This window comes from Microbacterium sp. Y547 (assembly GCF_057669785.1).
On record NZ_JBYHFN010000005.1, the window covers coordinates 39,695 to 55,905 of the forward strand.

Genomic DNA, 16,211 nt, shown 5'->3' on the forward strand with positions numbered 1-16,211 from the left:
CCTCCCTTCCCGTTGTAACATCGCCACGAAGGAATTGCTAGCTAAACTAGCAAAAAAACATGGAGGATAGACGGATGCTGGACACCGAGTACGTTGTACTGCTCGACGACGACGGTGAGGCGATCGGCACCGCACCCAAGAGCAGCGTCCACGGTACCGAAACCGCACTGCATTTGGCATTCTCGTGTCACGTCCTCAACGATGAGGGCCAGATTCTCGTGACGCGACGCGCACTCGACAAGAAGACGTGGCCCGGTGTGTGGAGCAATTCCTTCTGCGGCCACCCCCGCCCCGCCGAGCCCCTCATCGCTGCCGTGCATCGGCGCGCCGAATACGAGATCGGTCTGACCCTGACCGACATCGAGCTCGCTCTGCCCCTGTTCCGATACCGCGCGACCGATGCCAACGGCATCGTCGAGCACGAAGTGTGCCCCGTCTACACGGCGCGCGCCGTGGGCGAGCCCACACTGAACCCGCTCGAGGTCGTCGATGCGAAGTGGGTTGACCCTGTCGATCTCGCCGCGTCCCTGCGGACCACGCCGTGGGCGTTCAGCCCGTGGCTCGTTCTGCAGGCTCAGCAGCTGCACCTGTTGAACGGCACCGCCCCCCAGCGACGGGCGTCATGATCACCCTGAGCTCGCGGATCGACATCGACGCCCCCATCGAGGCAGCCCTGAGTCGGCTCCGCGACCGAGCCGCGACGCTCGGGCCGAGCTTCGAGGCGCTCGCCGGCGCCGTCGCGCGGTCCACCGACGGCGGCAAGCGGATGCGGCCACGTCTCGTCGCGGCATCCTTCGAGGCGTTCGGGGGCGATATCGCCACCACGCCCGCCGTCGGGCCCGTTGCGGCCGCGTTCGAGCTGCTGCATGCCGCCTTCGTCGTACACGACGACGTCATCGACCACGACACCGAGCGACGGGGCATTCCCAATGTCACGGGCGAGTTCCGTGCGCGGGCGCTCGACAGCGGGGCGGATGCCGCCGGCTCGGCCCTGCTCGGAGACGCCGCGGGCATCCTCGCGGGCGACCTCCTGCTGCACGAGGCGTCACGTCTCATCGCCCTCGCCGGGCTCCCCCACGACACGCTCGCCCGCATCTACGATCTGCTCGACGACGCCGTGCACGTGTCGGCGGCGGGCGAGCTCGCCGACGTCGAGAACAGCATCACCGACGGCCGAGTGCCCTCTTCGGAGTTGCTCGAGACGGCCTACAACAAGACCGCCGTGTACTCCTTCCGCTCCCCGCTCGCCGCCGGCGCCATTCTGGCCGGCGCCCCCGAGGATGCCCGGCAGGTGCTGCAGCGCATCGGCGGACGCTTGGGCCTCGCCTACCAGCTCGTCGACGATCTCATCGGCGCGTTCGGCGATGCGACGCAGGCGGGCCGTGAGAGCGGCGGCGACCTGCGCGAAGCCAAGCAGACACCGCTCGTGGCTCTCGCCCGGGAGACGGCGCAGTGGACGCGCGTGAGCGACGCTCTGGCCGTGGCATACACGGGACCCATCGCCGTTCGCGACGCGCAGCGTGCCCTCGAAGCCAGTGGCGCACGCGATTCGCTCCGCGAGATGGTCACCGCGACCCTCTCGGATGTGCGCTTCTCGACCGCCGACCCCGTCCTTCCGGCCGAGGCGGGAGCGCTTCTGCGAGACCTCGCCGACCGTATCGAGGAGCGCGTGCCGTGACCGACCGAACCGTCCGCCAGGGCGGCCCGACGGGACTTCGCCTGTATGACCGCACGGCAAATGAGGCGGCCGCCGCCGTCATCTCGGCCTACTCGACCTCGTTCGGACTCGCGGGGCGGCTGCTCGGCCCGCGACCACGGCCGCACGTGCGCAATATCTATGCCCTCGTGCGCATCGCCGACGAGGTCGTCGACGGTCCCGGCGAGGAGTCGGGCCTGACCCCCGACGAGGTGCGCGAGGTCCTCGACGCGCTCGAGGCCGAGACGCTGCGTGCGATCGATCGGGGCTTCAGCGCGAACCTCATCGTGCACGCCTTCGCCCAGACGGCGCGGGAGTGCGGCATCCGTGAGGAACTGGTGCGGCCCTTCTTCCAGTCGATGCGCACCGACATCGCCACGACGCAGCACGATGCCGCATCGCACGACGACTACGTCTACGGCTCGGCCGAAGTCGTGGGCCTCATGTGCCTGCAGGTGTTCGTCAACGCGGGTGCGCGTCGCCCCTCCGATCCGCCGGCCGAGCTCGTCGAAGGCGCGCGGCGCCTCGGCGCGGCCTTCCAGGACGTCAACTTCCTGCGCGACCGCGACCATGACGCGGGCGCGCTCGGACGCGATTACCTCGGAATCGACGGTGCAGAGACGACCCGCGCCGACGTGCTCGACCGCATCGACGCCGATCTCGCCGCCGCGGCATCGGTGATCGGGCTGCTCCCCCGCGACTGCCGCGCCGCCGTGACGGCCGCGCACGACCTGTTCGCAGCGCTGTCGACGCGCCTGCGCGCCTCGGACTCCTCTCAGGGGCGCGTACGCGTGCCCGACCCCGTCAAGGCCGCCATCGCCGCACGCGCGCTGCTGGCCGCCGCACCCCGAAGGACACGCGTATGACCGCCACGACGTCGACCCTCGTCATCGGCGGTGGCATCGCGGGTCTCGCGACCGCAGCCCTGCTCGCCGCCGAGGGGCATCGAGTGACACTCCTCGAGGCTCGCGACGAGCTCGGCGGGCGCGCCGGGTCGTGGGAGCACGAGGGCTTCCGCTTCGACACGGGACCCAGCTGGTACCTCATGCCCGAGGTGTTCGATCACTTCTTCCGGCTGCTCGGCACGAGCGCTGCGGAAGAGCTCGACCTCGTGCGGCTCGACCCGGCCTACCGCGTGTACAGCGAGGGAGCTGAGCTGGTCGACGTGCACTCGGGGCGGGAAGAGGCCGCCGCACTGTTCGAGAGCATCGAGCCCGGTGCCGGCGCCCGCCTCGAGAGCTACCTCGACTCGGCCGCTGACGCCTACGACCTCGCGGTGTCGCGCTTCCTCTATGACACGTACGAGACGACGGCGGGTCTGCGGGACCGCGAGATCGTCAAGCGCCTTCCGACCCTTGCGCCGCTGCTGGTGCGCACCCTCGCCTCGCACGTCGACCGCAGGTTCACCGATCAGCGTCTGCGGCAGATCCTCGGCTATCCGGCCGTCTTCCTCGGCGGCTCGCCGTACGGCGTCCCGAGCCTCTACCACCTCATGAGCCATCTCGACCTCGGCGACGGCGTGCTCTACCCGCGCGGCGGCTTCACCGAGGTCATCGCGGCGGTCGAGCGCTGCGCCCGCGCTCAGGGCGTCGAGATCCGCACGGGCAGCGAAGTGGTCGAGATCCTCACGACGGATGCCACCGCGACCGGAGTCCGCCTGGCCGACGGCACGGTGCTCGACGCCGATCTCGTCGTCTCGACGGCTGATCTGCACCACACAGAGACGAAGCTGCTCCCGCCGAAGCTGCGGTCCTACCCCGAACCCTGGTGGCGCTCGCGCACGCCAAGCCCCGGCGCCCTGCTGGTGATGCTCGGCGTACGCGGACGACTGCCCGAGCTCGCCCACCACACGCTGCTGTTCACAAGCGACTGGCGGACCAACTTCGAGGCGATCTTCGGGAAGGACACGCACATCCCCGACCCCGCGTCGCTCTACGTGTGCCGGCCGAGAGCCACCGACGACTCGGTCGCGCCGCCCGAGCACGAGAACCTCTTCGTGCTCGTTCCCGTCCCCGCCGACCCCGACCTCGGCCACGGCGGAATCGACGGCGCAGGCGACGCCCGGATCGAACGCGCCGCCGACGTCGTGATCGACCAGATCGCCCAGTGGTGCGGCATCCCGGATCTCGCCGAGCGCATCGTGGTGCGCCGCACGGTCGCCCCCGCCGACTTCGAAGCCGATCTGCACGCTTGGCGGGGCAATTCGCTCGGCCTCGCGCACACGCTCGGCCAGAGTGCCGTCTTCCGCCCGCGGAACGTCTCCAAGAAGGTCGACCGGCTCATGTACGCCGGCACGTCGGTCCTGCCGGGGATCGGCCTGCCGATGTGCCTCATCTCTGCGGAACTCATCGTCAAGCGTCTGCGCGGTGACCGCACGCCCGGCCCGTTGCCCACGCCGCGACGTGCGAGAGTGTGAGTGTGCCCGGCCTCTACCTCATCGCGATTCTTCTGAGCGCAGCGGGCATAGCCGCGTTGGACGCGCGCTGGAAGCTCGCGGCATGGCGTACACCCGGACGCACGCTGGTGGCCGTCGCCATCGGCACGGCGTTCTTCCTCGCGTGGGATGCCGCCGGGATCGCCCTCGGCGTCTTCGTCAAGGGCGACAGCCCCCTGCTGCTGGGGATCGACCTCGCCCCGCACCTGCCGGTGGAAGAGCCCGTCTTCCTCGCCTTCCTCTGCTACCTGAGCCTCGTCGCCTACGCCGCTGCTGAGCGCTTCGTCGCGCGTCGGCGCGCCGCTGCAGAGACGAGCGGAACCTCATGACCTATCCCCTGCTCCTCGTGCCGTTCGTCGCCGTCACGGCGTTCGTCGTGCTCTCCACGATCCGCCGTCCCGGCTTCGGCCAGAGGATGGCGGCCTCGGGGATCGCCGCCCTCGTGCTGGTCATCCTGACCGCGGTCTTCGACAACCTCATGATCGCAGCGGACCTCTTCACCTATCCCGAAGAGCACGTGAGCGGCATCCGCATCGGGCTCGCCCCGATCGAGGACTTCTCCTACGCCGTGTGCGCCGCCTTCCTCGTGCCGGCCGTGCACACGCTGCTGGCCCGAACCGAACCCCGAGAGGCATGATGCGCGCCCGCACCGTCCTGACGCAGCTGTTCGTCTCGTCTCGGCCCGTCAGCTGGATCAACACGGCCTATCCCTTCGCGGCGGCCTACCTGCTCACGACCCGGTCGATCGATGCCACCCTCATCATCGGCACGCTGTTCTTCCTGGTCCCCTACAACCTCGCCATGTACGGGATCAACGATGTGTTCGATTACGAATCCGACCTGCGCAATCCGCGCAAGGGCGGAGCGCACGGCGCGATCCTCGACCGCCACCTGCACCGGGCCACCCTGTGGGCTGCGGCACTCACGTCGCTGCCGTTCGTCATCTACCTCGTCATCGTGGGCTCGCCCCTGTCGTGGCTCGTGCTCGCGGCGAGCCTCTTCTTCGTCGTGTTCTACAGCGCGCCGCCGCTCCGGCTGAAGGAAGTCCCCTTCGCCGACTCGGTCACCAGCAGCATCCACTTCTTCTCGCCGGCCGTGTACGCGCTCGTCCTCGCGGGCGCGACCTGGACGTGGCAGCTCGTGGCGATCATCGTCGCGTTCGGGCTGTGGGGCGTCGCCTCGCATGCCTTCGGCGCGGTGCAGGACGTCATGGCCGACCGCGAAGCCGGCATCGCCTCGATCGCGACGGTCCGCGGTGCTCGATGGACGGTGTGGTTCGCGCTCGTCGCCTATGCCGCAGCCGGCCTCGTGATGCTCGCGACGGCGTGGCCCGGACCTCTCGCGGCGATCGTCGTCCTGCCCTACCTCGCCACGGTGTGGCCGCATCGCCGCGTGACGGATGCGACGGCGAACACGGCGACCCGGGGCTGGGACCGTTTCCTCTGGCTCAACCAGTTCGCCGGCTTCGTCGTGACGCTGCTGCTCATCTGGTACGCGATCATCACCGCCTGAACGGTCGCGGCGCCCCGGCGCTCAGCCGGGGCGTACGCAGACTCGGCCTCTGCGCTCGCAGGGCAGATTTCGTGGTCCTGCCGTGCGCGTGAGCGACGCCGGCGGCGCCGGGAACGAGCCCCCGGAACGACGAATGCCCCCGCCGGTGAGGCGGGGGCATTCGTCGTTCGATCAGCGCTCGCCGAAGGCGATGAGCTTCTCGACCGCGGCGGTCAGTCGCTCATCCGCCTCGGCGAAGGCGGTGAAGTCACCGGCCTGCAGCGCCGTGTTGCGGTCGAGCATGGCCTGACGGGCCTCTTCGAGGGCCGTCGCGTAGTCACCTGCGGGCGGTGTGGGCGCGGGCGTGTCGGTGCCGGGCTCCGTCGGGCTCGGCGTCGGGGTGGGCGTCGGAACGGGGGTCTCGCCCTCGTCGGGCACGACCTCGCCGTCACCCGTCGTCGCGCCGGAATCGCCTCCGAACAGCGAGTCGAGGGCTTCGCTCAGGGTGTCCTCGAAGGCGATGTCATCACCGAACGCGACGAGCACCTTGCGCAGCTGCGGCAACTGGGTGCCCTCGGCCGCCTGAACGAAGACAGGCTGCACATAGAGCAGTCCACCGCCCACGGGCAGGGTCAACAGGTTTCCGTTGAGCACCTCGGACTGGCCGATCGTGAGCACGTTGATCTGCTGCGACACCGTGGGATCCGAGTCGAAGCGGTTCTGCACCTGCCCGGGGCCGGGCACCGTCGTCTCGGCTGCGATCTCGAGCATCCGCAGCTTGCCGTAGTCCTCGCCCTTGACTCCCGCTTCACTGCCGGCATTCGAATCGGCAGCGAGGTAGCCCATCAGAACGTTACGGCTCTCGGCCCCCGTCGAGGAGGACGGGATGAAGGTCGTGAACATCGAGAACGAGGGGTCCCGCTGTCCAGGCATCTGCATCGTCAGGTAATACGGCGGCTGCAGAGCGTTCTCGTTCTGCGGATCAGCCGGGGTCGCCCAGGCGTTGTCGCGCTCGTAGAACGACTGTGCGTCGTCGACGTGGTACACCTGCAGCATCGCGCGCTGCACCTTGAACAGGTCGGTGGGGTACCGCACGTGCGAGATGAGATCAGCCGGCATGTCCGCGATCGGCTTGATCTCGGTCGGGTACACGTTCTGCCAGGTCTGCAGCACCGGGTCCTCTGGCTCCCACGCGTACAGCGTGACCGAGCCGTCGTAGGCGTCGACAGTCGCCTTGACCGAGTTGCGGATGTAGTTGATGTCATCGAGCGCGAAACGCGGCTGCGTGTTGTTCGAGTCGGCGATCGCCTCAGACAGCGACACGGTCGTCGAGTACGGGTAGTTCGAACTCAGCGTGTAGCCGTCGACGACCCACTTGATCCGTCCGTCCACGACCGTGGGGTAAGGGTCGCGGTCGAGTTCGAGATACGGAGCGACCTTCGAGACGCGCGCGAGCGGGTGGCGGTCGTAGAGGATCTGCGACTCGGCGTTCACGCCGTCGGCGAAGAGGATCTGCTCGGACTGGAACTTCAGCGCGTAGATGAGGCGGTTGAAGACGTTGCCGACCGAGGGGCCGCCGTCGCCGTCGAACGTCGTGCGCGGTCCGGCGTTGCCGTCACTGCCCGACGGGTAGTCGAGCTCGATCGGGTCGGTGCCCTCGGGGGCGCCCACGATCGAGTACGTCGGCGAGGATTCGCCGAAGTACACGCGCGGCTGGAAGTCGGGGATCTCCGAGAGGAAGCCCGAGGCCGGGATGCCGCGCTCGAGGAAGACGGGGTTGCCGTCGGCCGTGCGCTCGTTGCCGGCCGCGGCGATCATGCCGTAGCCGTGCGTGTACACGAGCGTCTCGTTGACCCACGACGATCCCGCGCCGAGCTGGTCGACGTTGAGCTCCCGGACCGCGACGATCGTGTCCTGCATCTCGCCGTCGATCTCGTAGCGGTCGACGTCGAGGGGGTTCTGGAACTGGTAGTACGGGCGGTACTGCTCGAGCTGGCGCACCGTCGGGCCGATGATCGCGGGGTCCATGATGCGGATCTGCGTCGTCGTGGCGGCGTCGGCGCGCAGCTGGCCTGCATCCGCCGTGGTCTCGGCTGTGAACTCGGTCTTCTCGAGTCCGTCGATCCCGTACGCGGCCTTCGTGCCATCGAGGTTGCGCTGGTAGAACTCACGCTCGTACGCGGCCTGGTTGGGCTGCACCTGGAAGGTCGTGACGACCCACGGGTAGCCGACGCCCAGGACGAGAGCCACGATCACCAGCAGCGCCGTGCCGATGAGGGGGAAGCGCCAGCGGCCGATGACGGCCGTGACGAAGAACAGGATCGCGACGATGACGGCGGCGATCGCGAGGATCATCTGCCCCTGGATGACGGCGTTGACCTCGGTGTATCCGGGACCGGTGATCCGCCCGTCTGCGCCGGGCTGCACGAGCGTCATATATCGGTCGATCCACAGGCTCACACCCTGCACGAGCAGGTAGAGACCGGCCAGAACGGCGAGCTGGATGCGCGCCGACTTCGAGATGCGCAGCTCCTTCTGGCCGATGCGCACCGAGCCGTACAGGTAGGACACGAGGGCCGTGACGAGCAGGCAGATGAGCACAGTGGCCGAGACGAAGCCGACGACGGCGGCGTAGAACGGCAGCGCGAACATGTAGAAGCCCGAGTCCAGACCGAACTGAGGGTCCTTGTCGTTCGTGGCGACGCCGTTGATCCACATCCACGTGGTCTGCCACTGCGCCGACGCCGAGAAGCCGGCGAAGAAGCCGAAGAACACCGGGATGCCCCACATCGCGAGGCGACGCAGCGGCTCGACGACTTCCTGGTAGCGGTCCAGCTGCGAGCTGAGCCGCGCATACACGGGTCGCAGGCGATAGGCGAGCTGGATGGCTCCCCACACGGGGAGCGCCATGCCGAGGAATCCGACGACGAACATGATGACGCGCGCGGTCCACTCCGTCAGGAGGACACCGTTGAATCCGAGTTGCTCGTACCATAGCCACTCGGAATAGAGGCTCGCGAAGATGAAGAACGCCACCACGAGGGCGGCGATGATCGCCAGCGATATCGCGAGGATTCTGCGGGAATGGGGGGGCGTGGCCTGGGTCGGCGCTGAGGTCGTGGTCACACAGCCATCCTACGCGGCAGGATTCCGGGGTTCGGCCGAGTCAGCCGAACGAGACCGCGCTCAGCCGCTCGTGCAGGTCGGCAGAGCGTCGAGATCGCCGTCCTCGCGGACCGTCTCGAGAACATCCAGCGCGTCGTCGAGCGTTTCGACGGCGAAGACCCGCAGCCCATCGGGCACGTAGCCAACCACGTCATCGCAATTGGCCTGCGGCGCGAGGAACCAGTCGGCACCGGCGTCGAGGGCCCCCCACATCTTCTGGCGGATGCCGCCGATCGGACCGACGGCGCCTTCGGCGGAGATCGTGCCGGTTCCGGCGAAGCTCTCGCCGCCGGTCAGCTCGCCCGGGGTCAGGACGTCCATGATTCCCAGCGCGAACATCATGCCCGCGCTCGGGCCGCCGACGTTGTCGATCTGGATCGTCACATCGAAGGGGAAGTCGTACTCGTTGGTGAGGGTGACCCCGATGCGCCACGCGGCACCATCGGCGGTCTCGGTCTCGCGCGGAGTGAGCTGGAGCGTCTGCGGCGTTCCATCGCGTTCGATCTCGAGCGATATCGTCGCGCCGTCGCCCGCCTCGACGAGGGTGCGCAGCGCCGTGGCATCCGCGACCGTCTCGCCGTCGGCGGTGAGGATGACGTCGCCCTCTTCGAGCACGCCGTCGGCGGCGGAATCGGGGGCGACAGCGTGCACGATCAGTGTCCGGCCGACGTCCTCGCCGAGCTCGATGAGGGCCGCCGCGGTCGCCTCCTGCTGCGAGTCGACCATGAGGGCCGTGCTCTCCTCGGTGCGCTCCTCGCTCGTCTGCCCCTCGGGGAAGACCGCGTCGATCGGCAGGACGGCGCGGGTCTGGTCGAACCAGGCGAGCGCCAGCTCGAACCACGACGGAGTCCGTTCGCGGTTGCCGACGACCTGCACCGTGAGCAGGTCCAGGGCGCCCGAGGTCTCGTAGGTCTGCGCACCCTCGACCGAGATGAGCGGCACGTCCTCGCCGTCGGAGGTCTGCGCCGTACCGAGGGTGTTGTAGACGGGGCCCGGTCGCTGCACGACGTACGACGTCGGCAGGAAGGTGAGCACGAGCAGCACGACCATCGCCAGGGCGAGCGCCCACAGACCCGCGACCATGCCGCCGGTCAGCCGACGCCGGCGTGGACGGATCGAGACGTTCTCATCGAAGAGCGCCACGGCGGAACCTTCCTGTGCCTGGTCGTTCGCGACCGGCGTAAGGCGTTTAGCGTGGTGCCGGGGGGTGCGAGGGGATGCTGCGACTAGCGTAGATCCTGACGTCATGAACCGGCTGAAAGGCGCCTGAAGTGTCTGATGACGACCGCAATCCCGAAGACGACCTGCAGGAGCTGATGCGTCAGCTGTTCGGAGGCGGAAGCCCCGATTTCAGCGCGGAGAAGCTGTCCGAGCTGACCGGGATGCAGATCGATCCCGCCATGATGCAGAAGGTCATGGGCCACCTGCAGGGTGTGTTCGGAGGCGGCGGCGAGGACATCTCGTGGGACACCGCCCGCCGCCAGGCGCTGCACATCGCCAATCAGGACGGTCTCGGCGTGACGACCGGCGAACGCACAGACCTCGACCAGGCGTTCGCGCTCGCGACGCTGTGGCTGAGCGAGGCGACGACGATCTCGGATCTGGCCGTTGCACCCCGCGCCATCACGCGCGGCGCATGGGTCGAAGCGACGATGCCGGTCTGGCAGGAGCTCGCCGCGCCCGTCGCGACCAGCATGGCCGACGCGATGACGTCCGCGCTCAGCGAGCAGGCGCCCGATGACATGCAGGGCATGATCGAGGGCGCGGGCAGACTCATGCGCATGGTCGGCGGCTCGCTCTTCGCGGCGCAGCTGGGCCAGGTCGTCGGCAACCTGTCGAAAGAGGTCGTCTCCGGCGGCGACGTCGGCATCCCGCTCATGCCCGACGGAGAAGCCGCGATCCTGCCGCAGAACTTCGCCGACTTCGGTCGAGACCTCGAGATCCCCCACGACCAGCTCGCTCTGTTCGTCGCGACGCGCGAACTCGCCCACGCGCGACTGTTCCGCCACGCGCGCTGGCTGCGCCTGCACGTCATCTCGCAGGTGACCGAATTCGCCCGCGGAGTGCACGTCGACACCGACGCGCTCGAAGACCTCGCGGCGCGCTTCGATCCCTCTCAGCCCGACGAGCTGCGTCAGGCGATCGAGAGTGGAGCGCTGCTCCCCCAGCGCTCCGAAGCCCAGACTGCCGCCCTCACGCGCCTCGAGAACCTGCTCGCCACGGTCGAGGGCTGGGTCGATGTCGTGACCGAGCAGGCGCTCGCGCGCCTGCCGTCGGTCGACCGCATCTCAGAGGTCGTGCGGCGTCGCCGTGCCGTCGGCGGTCCCGCCGAGCGGGCGCTCGGATCGCTCGTCGGGCTCGAACTGCGCCCGCGCCGCATGCGGGAGGCTGCCGCGATGTGGCGCGCCGTGACCGACGCCGTCGGTGTCGCCGAGCGAGACGCGCTGTGGGACTACCCCGACCTCATGCCGACCGCCGAGGACATCGACGATCCCGCCGGCCTGGTCGCCCGGCTCGAGGCACGCGCACGAGGCGAAGAGCCGGTGCGCGACGAGATGGACGACGCGCTCGAGCGGCTGCTCGCGGGCGAAGAGCCCGATGACGACGGCGACGGCACCCCCGAGGACAGCCGACCCGTCTGACACGATCGGCTCCTCCCCAGGCCATTGGCCTGTGGATGGCCGCCGCGGAGACGCGACCGCGGGGCATGATCTCGTCATGTTCCGCCTCGACCCCGCACATCCCGTCGTCTGGCGCACGCCGTCGAGCCTGCAGTTCGGCGCCGACGCGGTCGTCGTCCTGCACGACCCCACGCCCTGGCAGGAGCGACTCGTGCGCGAGCTCGAGATCGGCGTCCCCGATTCAGCGGTCGACCCCGTCGCGCTCTCCCTCGGTGCCCCCGAGGGCGGAGCCGACGCGCTGCTCGCGCGGCTGCGCCCCGTCCTGCTCGACGACACGCCGCTCCTGCACGTGCGCGCCCTGGTCACGGCAGCAGGGGCGGTCAGTGACGACGTCGTGTCGTCCGTGTCGACGGGGCTCGCTGCGGCGGGGGTGCAGCTCATCGACGACCCCGCGGACGGGCTCGCCGACCTCGCCGTCGTGATCGCATATCACGCCATCGAACCGCGTCTGGTCGCGGGCTTCATGTCCGCCGATGTGCCGCACATCCCGATCCTCTTCACGGGGCACACCGCCGAAGTGGGGCCGTTCGTGTCACCGGGGCGCACGCCGTGCACGACGTGCCTGGCCGAGCACCGGCGCGATGCGGATGCCGCGTGGCCGGCCGTCGCGGCGCAGCTCGCTCACCGTCGGTCGGCGGCGATCCCCGCGAGTCTGGCCCTCGAAGCGGGCATCGCGGTGCTGCATCTCATCCGCGAAGACGCCGGTCGTCGGGGGCGTTCGTCTGCGGCCTCGTTGGTGCTGCACCGCGACCACGCGCACCGCGAGGTGCGGATGCATCGGCCGCACGCAGCGTGCCGCTGCCGATCTCTCGCAGGAACCGCGAGGGCTGGCGGTTCCGCTGGCCCCGTGCCCATGACAGAGCGAGCGTACGCGCGGCCCGCGTGATGCCGACGTACGCGAGCCGTCGCTCCTCGTCGACCTGCTCGAAGGTCGATGCATAGCTGATCGGCAGCTGACCCTCCGCGAAACCGACGAGGTGCACGTGGTCCCACTCGAGTCCCTTCGCCGCGTGCAGCGTCGCAAGAGTGATGGTGCGCATCGCCGGCTCATCGTGCGTGCGCGCTCGAGCCATCAGCTCGTCGGTGAACTCGCGCAGCGTCGTCGTCGCGGGCGCTTCCTCCGCCAGCCGCAGCACCGCGGCGCGCGCTTCCCACGCGTCGCGCAGGGCGCCCCCGGCCTGCGGTGGATCGTCAGTGAGCCCGCGCGAACGCAGGATGTCGCGCACCGTGTCGACGAAGCCCGTCGCGATCGGCGCGACCGTCGCGGCACGCAGCTCCATGATCGCCTGACGCACTTCGGGCAGGTCGAAGAAGCGCCGGCCACCGAGCACGGATGCGGCGATCCCGGCATCCACCAGCGCGCGGCTGATCTCGGCCGACTGCGCGTGTGCGCGGTAGAGCACGGCGATCCCACGGGGGTCGATCCCGGCGTCCAGCTGCGCGCGGATGCGCGCGGCGACGCCGCGGGCCTCGGCGACATCGTCGGGGTACTCCGTGACGGTCGGCATCGGCCCCGCGGGTGCTCCGCGCTCCGCGGCGGTGAGGTGCAGGGCGCCGGGGCGGCCGCGCATGAGCGCGTTGGCGACACCGAGGATCGCGGCATCCGATCGGTAGTTCGTCTCGAGCCGCACGACCGTGGCGTCGGCATGCCGGCTCCCGAACTCGAGCAGGTAGCGCGCGTCGGCGCCCGTGAAGGAGTAGATCGTCTGGCTCGCGTCACCGACGACACAGAGGTCCTTGCGCTCACCCAGCCACAGTTCGAGAAGGCGGTGCTGCAGAGGCGAGACGTCCTGGAACTCATCGACCGTGAAGTGCCGGTACTGCTCGTGCACGGCGCGAGCGACATGCGGCTCGGCTTCGAGCATGCCCGCGCACGAGAGCAGGACGTCTTCGAAGTCGATCTGACGGCGCTCGTCCTTGAGCCGCTCGTACGCCCGTTGCAGGTCGAGGACACGGTCGACACTCAGCCGGCCGATGCCCCCCGGACGCGCTGCGGCGTATTCGTGCGCCGAGCGCATCGTGACTTTGCGCCACTCGATCTCGGACGCCACGTCTCGCAGCGTCGCGGTGTCCAGATCGAGCCCGATCCCGTCCGCGGCGTGGGCGAGCAGGCGCACCTTGTTGTCGACGATGCGCGGCATGCTGTCGCCCGCGAGCGACGGCCAGAAGAAGTTCAGCTGGGCGAGCGCCGCGGCGTGGAAGGTGCGCGCCGAGACACCCTCGACGCCCAGGGCGCGCAGTCGTCCGCGCATCTCGCCCGCTGCCTTGGCGGTGAAGGTCACGGCCATGACGCGGCCCGGTGAGTACGCTCCCACATCGACGCCGTGCGCGATGCGGTGTGTGATGACGCGGGTCTTGCCCGTCCCGGCGCCGGCGAGCACGGCCACGGGACCCCGCAACGCCGTGACGGCTTCGCGCTGCCGCTCGTCGAGTCCCTCGAGCGCGCGGTCGCTCATGCCGAATCTCCGTGCCAGCCGCTGATCAGCCGGTGGGCGATCGAGGCGCGGCCGGGCAGCAGGATCTCGCTGCGCCCCGAGAGCGCGTCGCCGATCTCGGCACGCGTGAACCACCGGACGGCGGCGATCTCGTCGCCGTCGGCGAGAGCGGCGTCGTCATTGACGGCGGTGGCGAAGAAGCCGAGCATGAGCGAGCGCGGATACGGCCACGCTTGCGAGCCGCGATAGCGCACGTCGATGACGTCGACACCGGACTCCTCCCGCACTTCGCGGTGCACGGCGGCTTCGAGGGACTCCCCTGCTTCGGCGAACCCGGCGAAGCACGAGAAGCGGTCGGCGCCCCACAGCGCGTTCGAGCCGAGCAGCAGACGGTCGGGATCGGCCGCGCTCGTGATCGCGACGATGACGGCCGGATCGGTGCGCGGAAAGTGCTCGCGCCGGCAGTCGGGGCAGTGGCGTGACCATCCGGCGTTCTCGATGTCGCACCGCGCACCGCACGCGGGGCAGTGCGGTGCGTCGATGAGCCAACGGCCGAGACTCACCGCAGCGACGAACGCCTCGGCATCGGGCTCGGTGATCGCGCCTCCTGCAGTGCGCAGCCCCGCCCAGCCGTGCGGCGCGTCGAACGGTTCGCTCTCCGCCGCCTCGACCGTCGCGACGAGCAGAGCGGCACCGTCGGCGCCGCGACCGAGGAAGCCCCACACCGTGCCGGCCGGTGCGGCATCCGCGGCGACCCAGTGCAAGCGATCCGGAGCCGCCAGCGGAGCGGAGTCGCCCGCAACGACGAGGACCCGCGTCGCGGGGTCGGCGCGCGCGTCGTCGATCAGGTCGGCAACACCGCGCTCGTGGGCCGAGCGGTCGAAGGATCCGCCGAGGGGATCGCGCGTCGTCATGCAGGCCCTCTCACATCTCATCGCGGTCCGCAGCCGACTCGGACACCGGGGTCACGGTGTGCGGGCGTGGCGCGAAGACCGCCCGGCGCGCCCCGCCTAACCTGGGCACATGGCACGCTCTCCCTTCACTCTAGCCGCGTCCATAACGTCGGCTCTTCCCCGGGTCGGCGTCGTCGGAGCGGGCACGCTGACCGAGGGTGCGAGCGGCCGATACGACACGGCCATCGCGGATCTCGACGACGGCCGTCGCGTCGTCGTGCGTGTTCCGAACGACTCCGCCGCCGCCCTCGAGATCGCCGCCGAAGCCCGGGCGCTGCGCGCACTCACGCCCGGTGTCCGCAGCCTGTTGCCGTTCCGCGCGCCCGAACTGCTCGGCGAGACGACCCTCGGCGGCGAACGCGTCGTCGTCGTCGACCATCTGAGCGGGTATCGCGTCGATCCGGCGCACCTGCCCCCGGGGCCGGGAGCCGCGACCTCGCTCGGCGAGGCACTCGCGGCCCTCCACTCGCTGCCCACCTCGGTCGTTCGCACCGAGGGGCTTCCCGTCCAGACTCCCTCTCAGATCCGCGAAGACGTCTCGCGCCTGGTCGATCGTGCGGTCGCCACTGAAGCGCTGCCCCCCGCGCTCGCGGCCCGGTGGCGTCGGGCACTCACCGCCGGCGATCTGTGGCACTTCGAATCGGCCGTCGTGCTCGGCGGCATCGGTTCGACGGCGTTCCTCTTCGAGGACATCGACGACGCACCCCGCGTGACGGGCCTGCTCGAGTGGCACGGCCTGGCCGTGGGCGACCCCGCGGTCGATCTGCAATGGCTCGCCTCGGCCCCCGCTGCCGCAGACGACGTCTATGCCGCGTATACGGCGCGCAGTGAGCGTGCCCCCGACGGGCGGGCGCGGGAGCGGGCGCGACTGTACGCCGAGCTGGAGTTCGCGAAGTGGCTCATCCATGGTCACGAGTCCGAGCGACCCGACATCGTGGACGACGCCTCCGCCCTCCTCGAGTCGCTCGCCGCGAACGTCGGCGACGAAGACCTCGTGAGCGACGGTCACCTCGGCGTCGACGAAGCGATCGCCCTGCTCGACCGGGTCCCGGCGTCATCGGCGGCGCCGGTCGACACGTCGATGCAGACCGATGCATACGACCCCGAGCAGCTGTCGCAGTGGATCGCCGACGAAGACGAAGCGCGTGCTGCGGCCGACCCCGAGACGGATGCCGCCGAGCCGGCGCGCGCCGCACTGTGGACCCACGACGACGTCTCGACGGGACCGGTCGACGTGTCGTCGGTCGACCTGCCGTCGCCCGAACAGCCGACGCGCTCGGCAGACGACGGCGACGCAGTCGCCGATGCCGAGCGCGCATCCGACGCGGCGCTGCGCCGTTGGCTCAGGGACTGACG

At 69.9% G+C, this 16,211-nt stretch carries 13 protein-coding genes; 9 read left to right on the forward strand and 4 right to left on the reverse strand.

What is annotated here, in order from left to right; translation table 11 throughout:
- The first annotated feature begins 74 nt into the window (after positions 1–74).
- The 7 genes from idi to AC25Y0_RS09485 are packed head-to-tail and all read left to right on the forward strand — an operon-like array spanning position 75 to position 5,642.
- On the forward strand, positions 75–626 hold the full coding sequence (gene idi / locus AC25Y0_RS09455) for an isopentenyl-diphosphate Delta-isomerase (RefSeq protein ID WP_488124003.1): 552 nt from the start codon (positions 75–77) through the stop codon (positions 624–626).
- Positions 623–1,678 (forward strand): polyprenyl synthetase family protein, encoded by a 1,056-nt coding sequence (locus tag AC25Y0_RS09460; protein WP_488124002.1) that lies wholly within the window; start codon positions 623–625, stop codon positions 1,676–1,678. Before idi ends, AC25Y0_RS09460 begins: the two co-directional genes overlap by 4 nt.
- Entirely contained in the window at positions 1,675–2,562 is an 888-nt protein-coding gene (locus AC25Y0_RS09465; protein ID WP_488124001.1) for a phytoene/squalene synthase family protein, read from the forward strand. The genes AC25Y0_RS09460 and AC25Y0_RS09465 overlap by 4 nt, the downstream gene beginning before the upstream one ends.
- Positions 2,559–4,112 carry a phytoene desaturase family protein gene (crtI, locus tag AC25Y0_RS09470; protein ID WP_488134554.1) on the forward strand — a complete coding sequence of 518 codons (1,554 nt, stop codon included), beginning with the start codon at positions 2,559–2,561 and terminating at the stop codon, positions 4,110–4,112. Before AC25Y0_RS09465 ends, crtI begins: the two co-directional genes overlap by 4 nt.
- A gap of 2 nt (positions 4,113–4,114) precedes the next feature.
- Positions 4,115–4,459: a lycopene cyclase domain-containing protein gene (locus AC25Y0_RS09475; protein WP_488123999.1), complete on the forward strand. Its 345-nt coding sequence runs from the start codon at positions 4,115–4,117 to the stop codon at positions 4,457–4,459.
- Positions 4,456–4,767 carry a lycopene cyclase domain-containing protein gene (locus tag AC25Y0_RS09480; protein ID WP_488123998.1) on the forward strand — a complete coding sequence of 104 codons (312 nt, stop codon included), beginning with the start codon at positions 4,456–4,458 and terminating at the stop codon, positions 4,765–4,767. Before AC25Y0_RS09475 ends, AC25Y0_RS09480 begins: the two co-directional genes overlap by 4 nt.
- Positions 4,767–5,642: a prenyltransferase gene (locus tag AC25Y0_RS09485; protein ID WP_488124050.1), complete on the forward strand. Its 876-nt coding sequence runs from the start codon at positions 4,767–4,769 to the stop codon at positions 5,640–5,642. Before AC25Y0_RS09480 ends, AC25Y0_RS09485 begins: the two co-directional genes overlap by 1 nt.
- A gap of 171 nt (positions 5,643–5,813) precedes the next feature.
- On the opposite strand, the gene AC25Y0_RS09490 is transcribed toward AC25Y0_RS09485, so the two are convergent.
- Together AC25Y0_RS09490 and AC25Y0_RS09495 are read right to left on the reverse strand one after the other, a co-directional pair.
- Complete coding sequence (locus AC25Y0_RS09490; RefSeq protein WP_488134555.1) at positions 5,814–8,747, reverse strand: UPF0182 family membrane protein; 2,934 nt, start codon at positions 8,745–8,747, stop codon at positions 5,814–5,816.
- A 60-nt stretch (positions 8,748–8,807) separates the two neighbouring features.
- Positions 8,808–9,929, reverse strand: coding sequence for a YlbL family protein (locus tag AC25Y0_RS09495; protein ID WP_488123996.1), 1,122 nt, complete (start codon positions 9,927–9,929; stop codon positions 8,808–8,810).
- 173 nt (positions 9,930–10,102) lie between these two features.
- On the opposite strand from AC25Y0_RS09495, the gene AC25Y0_RS09500 reads away from it, so the two are divergent.
- A complete protein-coding gene (locus AC25Y0_RS09500) occupies positions 10,103–11,428 on the forward strand; it encodes a zinc-dependent metalloprotease (RefSeq protein WP_488124049.1) in 1,326 nt (441 codons plus the stop codon).
- 725 nt (positions 11,429–12,153) lie between these two features.
- On the opposite strand, the gene AC25Y0_RS09505 is transcribed toward AC25Y0_RS09500, so the two are convergent.
- Positions 12,154–13,923 (reverse strand): ATP-dependent helicase, encoded by a 1,770-nt coding sequence (locus AC25Y0_RS09505; RefSeq protein WP_488123995.1) that lies wholly within the window; start codon positions 13,921–13,923, stop codon positions 12,154–12,156.
- The gene (nudC, locus tag AC25Y0_RS09510; protein WP_488123994.1) at positions 13,920–14,816 is read right to left on the reverse strand and encodes an NAD(+) diphosphatase; all 897 of its coding nucleotides are present in this window, start codon (positions 14,814–14,816) and stop codon (positions 13,920–13,922) included. The genes AC25Y0_RS09505 and nudC overlap by 4 nt, the downstream gene beginning before the upstream one ends.
- 109 nt (positions 14,817–14,925) lie before the next feature.
- Here nudC and AC25Y0_RS09515 point away from each other — a divergent pair, with 109 nt between their 5' ends.
- Positions 14,926–16,209 (forward strand): phosphotransferase, encoded by a 1,284-nt coding sequence (locus tag AC25Y0_RS09515; RefSeq protein WP_488134556.1) that lies wholly within the window; start codon positions 14,926–14,928, stop codon positions 16,207–16,209.
- Positions 16,210–16,211: the final 2 nt, after the last annotated feature.